This window comes from Martelella sp. (assembly GCF_984369615.1).
On record NZ_CFHTCS010000087.1, the window covers coordinates 1 to 14107 of the forward strand.

Annotated in this window: 14 protein-coding genes; 7 read left to right on the top strand and 7 right to left on the bottom strand. The window is 63.9% G+C overall.

The annotated features are described in order from the left end of the window. From AC5DC2_RS09370 to AC5DC2_RS09385, 4 genes are all read right to left on the bottom strand, one after another. Positions 1-582: ABC transporter permease (locus AC5DC2_RS09370; protein ID WP_491698291.1), on the bottom strand; the 582-nt coding region annotated here is incomplete at its 3' end. Then, positions 572-1507: an ABC transporter ATP-binding protein gene (locus tag AC5DC2_RS09375; protein WP_024707364.1), complete on the bottom strand. Its 936-nt coding sequence runs from the start codon at positions 1505-1507 to the stop codon at positions 572-574. The genes AC5DC2_RS09375 and AC5DC2_RS09370, both read right to left, overlap by 11 nt. Continuing rightward, on the bottom strand, positions 1507-2469 hold the full coding sequence (locus tag AC5DC2_RS09380; RefSeq protein ID WP_491698292.1) for an HlyD family secretion protein: 963 nt from the start codon (positions 2467-2469) through the stop codon (positions 1507-1509). Before AC5DC2_RS09380 ends, AC5DC2_RS09375 begins: the two co-directional genes overlap by 1 nt. Further along, the gene (locus AC5DC2_RS09385) at positions 2466-3092 is read right to left on the bottom strand and encodes a TetR/AcrR family transcriptional regulator (protein ID WP_024707366.1); all 627 of its coding nucleotides are present in this window, start codon (positions 3090-3092) and stop codon (positions 2466-2468) included. Before AC5DC2_RS09385 ends, AC5DC2_RS09380 begins: the two co-directional genes overlap by 4 nt. A gap of 346 nt (positions 3093-3438) precedes the next feature. Here AC5DC2_RS09385 and AC5DC2_RS09390 point away from each other — a divergent pair, with 346 nt between their 5' ends. The 3 genes from AC5DC2_RS09390 (at position 3439) to AC5DC2_RS09400 (ending at position 7105) form a co-directional block, all read left to right on the top strand. Next, positions 3439-4545, top strand: a complete 1107-nt coding sequence (locus tag AC5DC2_RS09390; RefSeq protein ID WP_491698293.1) for a TRAP transporter substrate-binding protein — start codon at positions 3439-3441, stop codon at positions 4543-4545. A gap of 176 nt (positions 4546-4721) precedes the next feature. Then, the gene (locus AC5DC2_RS09395) at positions 4722-5942 is read left to right on the top strand and encodes an NAD(P)/FAD-dependent oxidoreductase (protein ID WP_491698294.1); all 1221 of its coding nucleotides are present in this window, start codon (positions 4722-4724) and stop codon (positions 5940-5942) included. A 134-nt stretch (positions 5943-6076) separates the two neighbouring features. Further along, entirely contained in the window at positions 6077-7105 is a 1029-nt protein-coding gene (locus AC5DC2_RS09400; protein ID WP_081725728.1) for a LacI family DNA-binding transcriptional regulator, read from the top strand. Between the two features lie 111 nt (positions 7106-7216). Here AC5DC2_RS09400 and AC5DC2_RS09405 read toward each other — a convergent pair whose 3' ends face one another. From AC5DC2_RS09405 to AC5DC2_RS09415, 3 genes are all read right to left on the bottom strand, one after another. After that, entirely contained in the window at positions 7217-7930 is a 714-nt protein-coding gene (locus tag AC5DC2_RS09405) for a phosphoadenylyl-sulfate reductase (protein WP_491698299.1), read from the bottom strand. Positions 7931-8177: 247 nt separating this feature from the next. Next, complete coding sequence (locus AC5DC2_RS09410; protein ID WP_491698295.1) at positions 8178-9590, bottom strand: chloride channel protein; 1413 nt, start codon at positions 9588-9590, stop codon at positions 8178-8180. A gap of 179 nt (positions 9591-9769) precedes the next feature. Next, a complete protein-coding gene (locus AC5DC2_RS09415) occupies positions 9770-10411 on the bottom strand; it encodes a glutathione S-transferase family protein (protein WP_491698296.1) in 642 nt (213 codons plus the stop codon). A 176-nt stretch (positions 10412-10587) separates the two neighbouring features. On the opposite strand from AC5DC2_RS09415, the gene focA reads away from it, so the two are divergent. From focA to AC5DC2_RS09435, 4 genes are all read left to right on the top strand, one after another. Beyond that, positions 10588-11451 carry a formate transporter FocA gene (gene focA / locus AC5DC2_RS09420; protein ID WP_024707373.1) on the top strand — a complete coding sequence of 288 codons (864 nt, stop codon included), beginning with the start codon at positions 10588-10590 and terminating at the stop codon, positions 11449-11451. A 105-nt stretch (positions 11452-11556) separates the two neighbouring features. Next, complete coding sequence (locus AC5DC2_RS09425; RefSeq protein ID WP_024707374.1) at positions 11557-12120, top strand: HdeD family acid-resistance protein; 564 nt, start codon at positions 11557-11559, stop codon at positions 12118-12120. Between the two features lie 87 nt (positions 12121-12207). Further along, entirely contained in the window at positions 12208-13209 is a 1002-nt protein-coding gene (locus AC5DC2_RS09430; RefSeq protein WP_491698297.1) for an NAD(P)H-quinone oxidoreductase, read from the top strand. A 30-nt stretch (positions 13210-13239) separates the two neighbouring features. Next, positions 13240-14107, top strand: an 868-nt coding sequence (locus tag AC5DC2_RS09435) for an asparaginase (RefSeq protein ID WP_491698298.1), incomplete at its 3' end; no start/stop codon positions are given.

The window sequence follows — 14107 nt, forward strand, 5'->3', positions numbered from 1 at the left end:
GCCGAGCAGGCCGGGCACGATGTTGAGCGTCGACTTGCCCGCCGGATTGTAGCGCCGGTGCTGGATGATGTTGAAGGCCGGCTCCCCGGGGGCGGCGATGGTGACGCCGTGCAGGCCGGAAAGCGCGGTGGAAACGACGCCCGAGAGCGCCCCCAGCGCGGAAGACGCGGCGACCGGATCGGTCGCGTCGGCCGCCACCAGAAGGGACGGGGAGAGGCCGCGTCTGAGGTCGCGTTCGAAATCCGGCGGAATCTCGACCACGAACAGCACCTCGCCCGATTCCAGCGCTCGGTCCATGTCCTCATCACTTGTGACGATGCCGGTGATATCGAAGAAGTCGGTGTTCTCCATCGAGGCCAGAATGGCGCGGGAGGCATCGGTGCTTTCCGACAGCATGACGGCGGTCGGCAGGTGGTGCGGCGTGGTGTTGATGGCGAAGCCGAACAGCAGAAGCTGCATGATCGGCAGCGTGATCATCATGCCCATGGTCAGCCGGTCGCGCGTCATCTGGATGAATTCCTTGACCGTCATCGCCCAGAAGCGGCGCAAGGCAGGAAAACGTTGTGGCCGTTCATCCGTCATCGAAATTGTCCTTCGATGCATTCATCATGTAGATAAACGCGTCCTCCAGCGTTGCCTCGCTCGGGCGGCAGTCGGTATCCGGCCGGTCGCGGTAGGGCTGAACCGCGCGCTCCAGCGCCGCCCTGTCATGGCCGCAGACATGCAATGACGAGCCGAAGGGGGCGACGAGATCGACGCCGTCCGCCTGTTCCAGTTCGGCCTGAAGGTCATGCACATGGGCGCCGGTGATGAGATAGCTTTCGAGCTTCGAGGCGGCCACCACCTCCTTCACCGTGCCGGTCACCATCAGCTTGCCATAGGCCATATAGGCGATCTCGTGGCAGCGTTCGGCCTCGTCCATATAATGGGTGGAGACCAGAACCGAGAGACCGTCTGCGGCAAGCGCGTGGATTTCGGCCCAGAATTCTCGCCGGGCCTTGGGATCGACGCCGGCGGTCGGCTCGTCGAGCAGCAGGAGGTCCGGATCGGGAAGCGTGCAGGCGCCGAGCGCGAGCCGCTGTTTCCAGCCGCCGGAGAGATTGCCGGCGAGCTGCTTCTCGCGACCGCCAAGGCCGAGCCGCTCGATGGCGTCGGAGACCTTTTTCCGCGGGTCCCTCAGGCCGTGAATCCTGGCGACGAAATCGAGGTTCTCGCGGATCGTCAGGTCCTCGTAGAGCGAGAAACGCTGGGTCATGTAGCCGACGTGACGCCTGAGGCGCTCCCCGTCGCGGGTGATGTCGTAGCCAAGGCAGGTGCCGGAGCCGCTGTCCGGCGTCAGAAGACCGCAGAGCATGCGGATGGTGGTGGTCTTGCCGGAGCCGTTCGGGCCCAGAAAGCCGTGGATCGTGCCCTTGCGGACGTTCATGGTCAGATGGTCGACCACGGTGCGGCCGCCGAAGCTCTTGGTCAGGCCCTCGACCGAAATGACATTGTCCTGGGTGGCCATCAGTTGCGCTCCCCTGTGACATTGACGGGAAGACCGACGGCAAGCGCTTCCGGATACTCCGGCCGGGCTTCCAGGCGATAGACCATCTTGGCGCGCTCCTCACGCGAGAAAATCTCGGGAGGGGTGTATTCGGCGTCTTTGGCGATGAAGAAGACCGTGGCGTCTTGCGGCCGGCATCCGTCGCAGGAAACGCGCACCCTGTCGCCGACCTTCAGCGCGGCGCGCTCGCGCTCGGGCACGAAGAACTCGATCTTGATGTTTTGCGGCGGCAGAAGCGAGACGACCGGCCGGCCCGCCGGCACCACTTCGCCGGTTCGGTAATAGACCTCCTCTATGCTGCCCGAGGCCGGGGCGGAAACCGTCTTGAGCGCCAGCGCGGCTTCCGCTGCGGCAAGGTCGGATCCGGCGGCGGAGACGCTCTGCTCGGCCTGTTCGATCTGCTGGTCGCGCTGGGGCAGTTCGCCGAGCGCGATCTGGGCATTGATCTTGTCGAGGGCGGCCTTCGCCTGCGCGTAGGCGCTGACGGCGCTGTCGAGATTGGCCTTGGTGCCGCTTTCCTGCCGGAACAGCGATCTTGCCCGCGTCAGCGACTTTTCTGCGTATTCCAGCGCCGCCTCGGCCTCCTTGCGAGAGGCATGCAGCGCTTCCAGCTGTTCCGGCCTGTCCTGCGGCGCCCGGGCGAGCGCCAGGGCGGCCCTTGCCTTTTCCAGGTTGGCGCGGGCGGTGTCGACGGCGGCCTGTTCCACGTCGGCTTCAAGGGCAAACAGCCTTTGTCCGGTCTTCGCTTCGTCCCCTTCCTCGACGGTGAGTACGGTGAGCCGCGCGGTGTCGGGGGCGCCGATATAGAGCGCGTCGGCCTCCACCCAGCCGAGAAAGCCGTGGTCCTCTTCGGGGCGGAAGAGGTAGTATCCGGCCGAGGCAGCCACGGCCAGCAGGATGACGGCGATGAGAACGCGTTTCATGGGGTATCCCCTTCGGCTGGCTTGAACAGGGTATCCAGGTAGAATCCGAATGCGGCATCGAGGTCGAGATCGCCGAAGCGGGCGAAGTTCGCATCCCAGATGACCGACAGCAGCGCCGGCGCGAAGATCACCTGCGGCGCCTTCAGCACCTTGGAAGAGCGCAAAGCGCCGCGCCTTTCGGCCCTCTCGAGAACGCCGAGGATAAGGGCGAGGCCGGAGCGAATGATGTTCTCGTGATAGAATTCGGCGATCTCGGGGAAATTGCGCATTTCCATCGCCATCAGGAGAACAAGGTCCCGTTTTTCGGTCCCGAGCACTTCAGTTTTCACCATTTCGAAGAAGATCGCGAGCGTTTCGCGCGGGTCAAGATCCGGTTCGTCGAGCGTCGCGTGTGCGGCCGCAAGAAGCGGACCGAGCGCGTCGCTGATCAGCGACTTGAACAGGTTCTCCTTGTCCGGGAAATAGAGATAGACCGTGCCCTTGCCGATTCCGGCGCGCCGGGCAATGTCCTCGATGCGCGCATTGGCGAAACCCTTTTCGGAAAACACGGCAAGGGCGGCGTCCAGGATGGCTTTGCGACGGGCTTCAGGCGCGAGCGTTCTTCGTTTCGGCGGGGTGTTCATTCCGGACAGCTGCCTCTTTGATTATGACTGACCAGTCAGTCATAACAGGATCAACCGGTGGAAGCAAGACGCGTCGGCCGGTCACCCGGCATTTGGCGCGGGGCGAGCGAAGGGCGGCACGGCAAGGCCGGGGCGGTGAGGTTCCGCGCCGCGTACGGCAGGTCATGGCGCGCCGGACGGGTTCGAACAAATCAACAACAGGTAATGACGCAAGGCCGCGATGTCGGGCTTGCATGCGACGGTGAAAAAAGATAGTACCGAGCGGTACGGATCGCCCGACGCCGGGGCAGGCATGACGTTCGCCCCGCCGGGAGCCGGTCCTTCGACAATGAAGCAGGAAACACCAATGGATCGCCGCACGTTCTTCAAAAAAGCAGGCGTTGCTTCGGCCGGCGCGCTCGCCCCGGCCGCGCTCGCCGCCCCCGCCATCGCCCAGGAAAACCCCAAGCTCACCTGGCGCCTGTCGTCTGCCTTCCCGCAGTCGCTCGACATTCTCTATTCCGGCGCGACCGGCATTGCGGAGCGCGTGCGCGAGGCGACCGACGGCAATTTCGATATTCAGGTCTTTGCCGGCGGCGAACTGGTTCCGCCGCTGCAGGTGCTCGACGCCGTGCGCGACGGCACGATCGAAATGTGCCACACGCCCTCCTACTACTATATCGGCCAGGACATGACCTACGGTCTCGGCACGGCGGTGCCCTTCGGCATGAATGCGCGCCTGAAGAATGCCTGGCTCTACCAGGGCGGCGGCAACGAACTGTTTGACGAGTTCTTCGCCGAAAAGGGCGTCTGGGGACATCCGGCCGGCAATACCGGGGCGCAGATGGGCGGCTGGTTCGCCAATGAGATCAATTCGCTCGAGGACCTCAAGGGCCTCAAGATGCGCATCGCCGGCCTTGCGGGCCAGGTCATGGCAAAGCTCGGCGTCACGCCGCAGCAGATTGCCGCCGGCGACGTCTATTCGGCGCTGGAACGCGGCACGATCGATGCCACCGAATTCGTCGGCCCCTATGACGATCTCAGCCTCGGTCTCGTCAAGGTCGCGAAATACTACTACTATCCGGCCTGGTGGGAAGGCGGCCCGGTCATCCATGCCTTCACCAATCTCGACAAGTTCAACGAACTGCCGGCAAGCTATCAGCAGATCCTGACGGATGCCTGCGACGCGGTGAACCTCGACATGCTCGCCCGTTATGATGCCGGCAACCCGCAGGCGCTGCGCCAGCTGGTCGCCGAAGGCGCCGTCTTGAAGCCGTTCAGCGAGGAAATTCTCGATGCCTGCTACAAGGTGTCTCAGGAGACCTTCGCCGAGATCTCGGCGGAGAACGCCTGGTTCAAGCGCATCTATGACAGCCAGCAGGAATTCAAGAAGGACGCCTATCTTTGGATGCAGCTCGCGGAGTTCTCCTTCGACAAGTTCATGATGGTCCAGCAACGCAAGGGCAATCTCTGAAGATTGCTCCGCCATCGGCTGGACAACAGGCCAACAAGCGAAGAGGCCCGGGGCGATACCGGGCCTTTTTTTGTCGCGCACCTGTGCCTATTCGGCGCTGCTCGGATGATTGACGGGGCCTCGATCGCGACGTAAGCCATTGGTCTGCATCGAAAACAAACGAAAAGGGGCAAACCGTGTCCGATCGGATTGTCATTGTCGGAGCAGGTCAGGGCGGATTTGCCGTCGCGGCCAAGCTGAGGGCGCTGAAGGATGAGCGGCCGATCACGCTGATCGGGGCGGAAGCCGTGCCGCCCTACCAGCGACCGCCGCTTTCGAAGAAATACCTTCTCGGCGAGATGGCGTTCGATCGGCTGCTGTTCCGGCCCCGGGCCTGGTACGGCGAAAACGACATTGACCTCCTTCTGGAGCGTTTCGTCGAACGCATCGACCGGGACGCCAGGCAGGTCGTGATGCAGGATGGCGCGACCCTTTCCTATGGCACGCTGGTGTTGGCCACGGGCGCCGCGCCGCGCCGCCTGCCGGAGGATATCGGCGGCGGCCTTCAGGGCGTGTTCGTCATGCGCGACAAGCATGACGCCGACCGGCTGGCCGAAGCCATGAAGCCGGGCGCCAGGCTCCTCGTCGTCGGCGGCGGCTATGTCGGGCTCGAGGCGGCGGCCGTGGCGCGGAAATTCGACGTCGATGTCACCGTGATCGAAATGGCCGACCGTATCCTGAAGCGCGTCGCAGCGCCCGAGACGGCCGATATCATGCGCGCCATTCATCGCGCGCACGGCGTCGATATCCGCGAAAATACCGGCCTGATCCATCTCGAGGGCGAGGCGGGCCATGTCCGGCGCGCGGTGCTTTCGCGCGGCGAGACGCTGGAAATCGACATGGCGGTCGTCGGCATCGGCGTGACGCCGAACGACCAGCTCGCCAAGGAAGCAGGCCTTGCCGGCGGAAACGGCATCGTCGTCGACCGGTTCGGGCGGACCTCCGATCCCGCCATCTTTGCCGTCGGCGATTGCGTCGAGCAGCCCTATCGCGGCGAGCGTATTCGCCTCGAATCGGTGCCCAACGCGGTTGACCAGGCGGAGGCGATCGCCGGCGTTATCGCGGGCTCGGACAAGGCCTATGAACCCGAGCCATGGTTCTGGTCGGATCAATATGATGTGAAACTGCAGATCGCGGGCTATAATGGCGGCTATGATCGCGTCGTGACGCGCGAGGGCGCCCGCGAGGGCAGCCAATCCGTCTGGTATTTCAGGGGCGACACGCTTCTCGCCGTCGACGCGATCAATGATGCGCGCGCCTATGTCTGCGCCAAGAAGATGCTTTCCGCGGGGGTCAATCCGGCCGCGGAGGCGATCGCGGATCCGGCGACCGATCTGAAGGCTCTGGCCAATCCTTGAGGAGCAATTGCCCGCAAGGTTGACAAAAGTCATTTTGCCGTGAATTTGAATTTCATGATAAAATGCCGGACTGAAGTTGCCGCAGACGTGAATGGAATGCCAAGCGCCGGTGGGCGGGACAGGGGATCGAAGAATTGTCTTTTCGGTTGAGGGGCGGTTCGAAATCGCGAACGACGCTGAGCGATGTCGCAAGGCTGGCGGGCGTCAGTCCGATCACGGTGTCACGGGCGCTGCGCGAACCGCACAAGGTGAGCGAGAAACTGCGCGAGACAATCCTGGATGTGGTCGAGGAGATCGGCTACGTGCCGAACTTCGCCGCCCGGGCGCTTGCCAGCCGGCACAGCGGCATCGTCGCGGTGCTGGCGCCGATCATGGAGATGAGCGGCTTCTTCCATGCCGCCCGCGGCGTCGAGGACCGCTTCCTGACCAGCGACGTCAGCACGCAATTCGCCAATATCGGCCTCAATGCGGCGGAGGAAGCCAAACTGCTCCGGCTCTTCGTGGCGCAGAACCCCGCCGGCATCATTCTCGAAAGCGTTGCCGAGTTTCCGGTCAACAAGCCCCTGATCGCCGAACTCGGCTGTCCGGTGGTGCAGATGATGGATACCAGCATCGAGCCGCTGGACATGGGCGTCGGCATTCGCAACCGGGCGGCGGCAACGGCGGCCGTCGAGCATCTCCTGGCGCAGGGCTATGAGCGGATTGCGCTCTTGGGCGGCGGCAAGGACATCCGCTCCCGCCGCCGCTTCGAGGGCTATCGCGACGCGTTGCTGAAGGCCGGCCGCTATGATCCGGCCTATGTCTTCGAGGCTGAAACCGGCAATCCGATGGAACAGGGCGTCAACCTCGTGCGCAACCTCAGGCGGCGCATGCCGGAGGTGGATGCTGTCTTCTGTCACAATGACAGGCTTGCCATGGGGGTCTATTTCGGCGCCCAGCAACTTGGCGTTCGCGTGCCGCAGGAGCTCGGCATTTGCGGCTATAACGGCGTGGATTTCGCCGAGATGGAGGAATCGCCGCTGACCTCGGTCTATGTGCCGCTCTACGAGATCGGCTTCAAGGCGGCCGATCTGATCATGCGGTACCTGACGGAGGGCGAGCGGCCGGAAGCGGCCGTTGAACTGCCCTTCGAGATCATTGAGGGCAACTCGACGCGACGATAGTGCATTTCGCCGGCAGATGGAAACATCTGACGTCCGCGACAATGCGTCAAAACGAGGAGATAGACCGGTTCCGTATTCCGGGGGAACCGGGTATTCCGGCCTCTCTTGGCCTCAGCGGGCGGCGCTCCCGACGTGCAGGCCGCATTCCCGCTTTGCGTCATTTTCCCACCACCAGCGACCGGCGCGCTCCGGCTCGCCCGGCTTGATCGCGCGTGTGCAGGGCGCGCAGCCGATCGAGGGATAGCCGCGCTCATGCAGCGGGTTGAGGGGAACGTCGTTCCGCTCGGCAAAGGCGCGGATGTCCGCGATGCTCCAGTCGGCCAGCGGATTGATCTTCGTCAGATGGCGGGCCTTGTCTTCCTCGCAAAAAGGGGTCGTCGCGCGGTTGCCGGACTGGCCGCGCCTCAGCCCCGTGATCCAGTAGGCTGCGCCTTCGAGCGCCTGCGAGAGCGGCTCGAGCTTGCGGATATGGCAGCAGGCGTGGCGCGCGTCGACGCTCTCGTAAAAGCCGTTGCGGCCATGTTCGGCGACATAGGCATGGACAGCCTCTTGCCGCGGATGAAAACGCTCGATCGCGATGCCGAAACGGGCCTCGGTGTCCTCGATCAGCTGCAGCGTCTCGTCAAAAAGGCGACCGGTATCGAGCGTGACGATCCTGATTGGCAGGCCGGCCATGGCGATCGCTCCGGTCAGCACCTGATCCTCGATCCCGAGACTGGTGGTAAAGACGGCGGGCCGGCCACTTTCGGCGACGAGCCGCAGTCGTCCCTCGAGGTCCAGGGCGGCAAGAGTGTTTTCGAGGTCGATCTTGGAGGAAAGCGTCATCGTCAAACTCGCATCATGTCCGTTTCGCGCAGTATCGCGTCCAGGCCGGCGCTGCGCGAGGAACCGGCTTGTCGAATTTCAGGCGGCGACGGCAAAAGCTTGTCGCGGATCACCTGATTGCTAGAACGCGCTGCCCTGACCGGTTCTGGATCACCGGGCGGTTCAGATTAACCGCCCGGTGATCCATCTCTTTGTGTAGGCGCATCGGGTTATCGAAAAACCGGTAACCCCTTTTTCGCCCGATACTCTAGAGGGCGCCCTTGTCATTATAACGACGGGTTTCCTCGCGCATCTCTTCGACGGTGCTGCGTTCTTCCGCAGTCGTTTCGCGGTTGCGGGCGCGCTGGAACTTGATGCTGTCGGCGATGAAGGCGCGCGAAAGGCCGTGATAGAGCGGCTCGCGCGAGATCATGCGCGAGGCGATGTAGCCGAGCATGGACGTCGCCATCAGGGTGATGATGCCGTCGTGATTGTCCGTCATTTCCAGGATGATGACGAAGGCCGTCATCGGCGACTGGACGACGCCGGCAAAGTAGCCGGCCATGCCGAGGATCGCACCGAGGCCGATGCTGACGCCCAGAACATCGGCAACCGTCGAGCCGAGCGTCGCGCCGACGGACAGCGAAGGCGCGAACAGACCGCCGGGAATGCCGGATGCCATGGAGAGGAAGGTCGCGGCCAGCTTGCCGGCGAAGAAGAAGGGGCTGATCGATCCACCCTCAATTACGGTTCTGGCCTGCTCGTAGCCGGTGCCGAAGGTTGCGCCGCCGAAGACGATGCCGATGACGGCGACCGACAGTCCGCAACCGCCGGCAACAAGCGCCATCCGCTTGATCGGCGCAGGCTGCGCCCAGCGCTTGACGCGCCGCGCCGCCTTCAGCGAATAGAGCGAGAACATGGCGCCCAGGAGTCCCCCGCCGATACCGCAGACGAAGACGGCGACCCATTCCTCCGGCCGGACGGCGATGGCCGAGGCCTGGCCGAAATAGGTGTAGTTGCCGGCAAGCCCGATCGCCGCAAGGCCGGAGAGGATGATGGCGGAAACGACGAGGCCGTTGGCGCGCGATTCGTAGGCGCGGCTCATTTCCTCGATGGCGAAGACGATGCCGGCAAGCGGCGTGTTGAAGGCGGCCGAGATGCCCGCCGCCGAACCGGCGACGATCAGCCCCTTGGTCTGGATCATCTTGCCCCAGCGCGCGGTCTGGATCATGATCGAGGCGCCGACCTGGGCGGTCGGGCCCTCGCGGCCGATCGAGGCGCCGCAAAAGAGACCGATCACGGTGATCAGGATCTTGCCGGCGGCAACCCGGAGGTTGAGCAGCCGGTGCTGGCTTTCGGTGTTGTGCAGATGCCTTGCGGCGATCGCCTGCGGAATGCCCGACCCTTGCGAATTGGGAAACCAGCGCGTGCTCAGATAGGAACAGAGCATGAAGCCGAGCGGCGTCAGGATCAGCGGCAGATAGGGCGAATAAGCGGTCGAATGCCGCATCGTCTCGAACAGTTCGTAGGCAAAATCGGCGGCGCGCGCGAAGAACACGCTGATCACCCCGATCATCAGGGCCCCGACCCAGAAAACCAGCCTTGGCTGCCATATGCGCCATGATCCCCACATCACCCGTGTGCGACGGACCATTTTGACGTTCTTGTAATAGGGGCGCATGACCTGGCTTTCGCGGCAATCTCTTTGGCGTTCTCGACAGAATTTCCCGGTCCGGGGCCCGGTATCAATGTACAGGAAGCGGGGCGGTTGACTTCGTTATCCTCTTGCCTCCGGTCGATTTCAAGGCCGTCGCAGGGAATTTCCGTTCACGCGCCGCGATTTGTCGCCAACAGCCCTTTTTACGGACGCAGGCTGTCATAAGAGACCATCACATGGTCGCGATAGGCCGGGCGTTCGGTCATCGCCGCGTAGTAGGCCTCGACGGCCGGTCGCGCGGGACGGTCGATCTCCATCGTATGGTAGCGGTAGAGAATGTGGCCGAACATGATGTCGGCCAGCGTGAAGCTGTCGCCCGCAAGGAAGGCGTGCTTCTCGAGCTCGGCCTCGGCGATGCCCAGAAGCCGGTCGAAGGCTAAAAGCGCGCGCGCGATCGCCTCGGGGTTGCGGTCCTTCGCCGGCGTGCGCACCACGGCCCAGAAGATCGGCACGGTGAAGGCGGCAGCGGCGGTGACCTTGCCCCATTCGGCCCATTTGTCGACATGGGCGCGCGCTGCCGGATCTTTTGGCCAGAAGCTGTCATGTGCATGGCGGGCGGCGAGGTAGCGGCAGATGGCGCCTGTCTCGAACAGGGCCTCGCCATCGTCGCCGTCCTTGACGACAGGGATCAGTCCGTTCGGGTTCATTGCCAGAAATTCCGGCGTGTCCGTGCCGCCGAATTTGAAGCCGACATCATACCGTTCGTGTTCCAGTTCAAGCTCGCCGACAGTCCACATCAACGCTTGTACATTGGATGATGTCGCGCGGCCCCATATTTTCAGCATGTCACGGTCCTTCCGGTATGATTCGGTAATGACCGCCATTATGCAGATGGCGCACCTGGCGATCAGCCCCCGGATTGCCGTCCTCGTCGGACTGATCAAGATCAACGCGCCGGGGGGCGGGGCTGCTACGTATCGGCCACGCGCCTCCCAAGCGTCCACCGACGGAGTTCTTGACCATGCAGCATTTCAATCTCGATGCCTTCCCGCCCCATGTCATGGCCGAAAAGGCCGAGGCGGCGGGGATCGCAAAGGTCAACAAGGATCCGCTCTCGCTTTTCGTCTCCGCGATGATGGCCGGCGCCTTCATCGGCATAGCCTTCATATTCTACACGGTCGTGACAACGGGAAATGGCGATATCGGCTGGGGCGCGAACAAGTTCATCGGCGGCCTCGCCTTCAGTCTCGGGCTGGTCCTCGTCGTGCTGACGGGCGCCGACCTGTTCACAAGCACCGTGATGACGATCATCGGCAAGGCGACCGGGCGGATCACCTGGGCCGCGCTCGCGCGCAATTGGGCGATGGTCTATCTCGGCAACTTCGTCGGCGCGGTCACGCTGGTGATGATCATGCAGGCCGCCCGGCACTATGAGGGCGATGGCGGGCTTCTTGGCCTCAATTACATGCATATCGCCCAGCACAAGCTGCACCACACCTTCCTGCAGGCGGTCGCGCTCGGCGTCATGTGCAACGTGCTCGTCTGTCTCGGCGTGTGGATGACCTATGCCGGCCGGTCGGCGACCGACAAGATCCTGGCCGTCATCCTGCCGGTCGCCATGTTCGTGGCCGCCGGGTTCGAGCACTGCGTCGCCAACATGTTCCAGATTCCCATGGCCATCCTCACGAAGACGCTTGCCGGACCTGAATTCTGGGCAGCCTCGGGCGCCAATCCGGCAGACTTTGCCGATCTGACCTGGAGCAATTTCGTGTTTGCCAATCTGGTCCCGGTCACCATCGGCAATATCATCGGCGGCGCGCTGTTCGTCGGGATCGCCTACTGGGTGATCTATCTGAGGCCGGCGGTGCGCAACCAGGCGCATTGAAATCGCGCCCAGAAACGCCCGGCCACGCGAAGAAGAGTTGCTAATATTCAGCTTCGTCACTATCGTCGCAACGATTTTACGCGGTGATGAAGGGGATATTCCACCATGACGACATTTGGAGAGCAGGGGCCGGATCTTGACAAGTTCAGGGGACGCTGGGGCTGGGTCATGGCCTTTGGCCTGCTGCTCGTTCTGCTGAGCCTTATTCTTCTCGGCAATCTTGTGGCGACGACCGTTGCCTCGGTGGTCTTCTTCGGCGCGATGCTGATTGTCGCCGGCGTCGTCCATCTCCTGCAGCTTTTCTATAATCGCTCCAAGGGGCATGTGGCCTTCTGGGTGATCTCGGGCCTGCTGTATGTGCTGGCCGGCATCGTGCTGATGCGCAATCCGGTTCTGGCCTCCAGCCTGTTCACCATCATCGTCGGCGTCTCGCTGGCCGTTGCCGGCGGCTTCAGGCTTTACCTGGGCATGACCATGCGCCCGCTCAAGGGCTGGGGCTTCATGATCTTCTCCGGCCTGGTCCTGATCCTGGCCGCGGTCCTGATCGCCTCGAACTTCCCGCAGAACAGCCTGTGGCTGCTCGGCCTGTTCGTCGCGGCCGATTTCCTGGTCTACGGCGTGTCGATGGTGGTCTTCGCGCTTGCACTGCGTCCGCGCAGCAACGGCTGAAATGAAGAAAGGCCCGGCCGGTGTTCCGAAACGGACGCGGCCGGGCCTTTTGGTTTGTTGAATTCAAGCACCCGAGGGAAGAGAGCAATGTCTTCAGACGGTTCGATGCGCTACATCACGATCAGCGGCTTTGGCGGCCCGGAGGTCATGTCGGTGGCAACGGGACCGCGCCCCAAACCGGGGCCGAACGACGTGCTCGTCAAGGTGTCGGCCGCCGGCGTCAACCGGCCGGATGTCGCCCAGCGGCAGGGCAGCTATCCGCCGCCGCCCGGCGCAAGTCCCGTCCTGGGGCTGGAAGTGGCCGGCACCGTCGTCGCCACGGGCGAAGAGGTCGAGGGGGTCGAGATCGGCGCGCGCGTCTGCGGGCTCGCCAATGGCGGGGGGTATGCGGAATATTGCCTGCTTCCGGCCGGCCAGGTCCTGCCGGTTCCCGAAGGCATGGATGACGTTTCCGCCGCCGCGATCCCGGAAACCTTCTTCACCGTATGGGCCAATCTCTTCCAGATGGCGGGTCTCAAGGCCGGGCAGGATATCCTCATCCACGGCGGTTCGAGCGGCATCGGCACGACGGCCATCCAGCTTGCGAAAGCGTTTGGCGCGCGCGTGTTCACGACAGCCGGCACGGCGGAGAAATGCGATGCCTGCGTGGCGCTCGGCGCGACGGTCGCGGTCAACTATCGCGAACGGGACTTCGTCGAGGCCGTGAAGGCGGCGACGGAGGGACGCGGGGTCGACATCATTCTCGACATGGTCGGCGCCGCCTATTTCCAGCGCAATCTTTCCGCGCTCGCCAGGGATGGCTGCCTGTCGATGATCGCCTTCCTCAGCGGCTCGAAGGCCGAAGACGTCAATCTGGCGCCGATCATGGTCAAGCGGCTGAAGGTCACCGGCTCGACCATGCGGCCGCGCACCGACGCAGAAAAGAAGGCCGTGCGCGACGATCTTGCGGAGAAGGTCTGGCCGATGCTTGCCGAGGGCCGCGTCAGGCCGCTGATCGACCGCGTCTTCGCCTTCGAGGAAGCGGCAGAAGCGCACCGGCGCATGGAGGCGGGCGATCATATCGGCAAGATCGTTCTGACATTCGACTGAGGTCTTGGGTAGCGGGGGAGGTTCGGGCTGATGGTGAATCCTGTTCTGGTCGAGGTGGCGCGCGGCGCGCTCGTCGAAAGCCGTCATCGCGGCATGATCGCGGTCACCGATGCCGCGGGCGGCGTGGTCTATGCCGCCGGCGATATCGATGCGGCGGTGTTTCCCCGCTCGGCCTGCAAGGCGATCCAGGCGCTGCCGCTCGTTGAAAGCGGGGCGGCGGACGCCTATGGCTTCGGCAATCGCGAGCTCGCGCTCTCCGCCTCTTCTCATTCGGGCGAAGATGCCCATGCGGCCCTTGCGGGCGAGATGCTCGCCAAAGCGGGACGCGGCGCGGAGGATCTGGAATGCGGGGCGCACTGGTCGTTCCAGCAGCCGGTCCTCATTCATCAGGCCCGCACGCGTGAAATGCCGGATGCGCTTTGCAACAATTGCTCCGGCAAGCATGCCGGCTTCGTCTGCGCCTGCTGCCATCAGGGCATCGATCCAAAAGGGTATACCGGTTACGACCATCCGCTTCAGGCGCAGATCCGCGAGGCGATGGCGGATGTGACCGGCGCGTTCGTCGGCGCCGATGTCTGCGGCGTCGACGGCTGCAATATTCCGACCTATGCCGTGCCGCTGAAATCGCTTGCCCGGGGCTTTGCCCGCATGGCGACGGGCGAGGGGCTTTCGCCGGCGCGCGCCCGCGCCGCGCGGCGCATCCTCGATGCGGCGATGGCCGAGCCCTATTATGTCGCCGGCACGGGCCGGGCCTGCACGGCGCTGATGGAAATGGCGCCCGGCCGCATCTTCGCCAAGACCGGCGCGGAAGGCGTTTTCTGCGCGGCGCTGCCGGAAAAGGGGCTCGGCATCGCGCTCAAATGCGAGGACGGGACGACGCGCGCCGCCGAGGCCATGG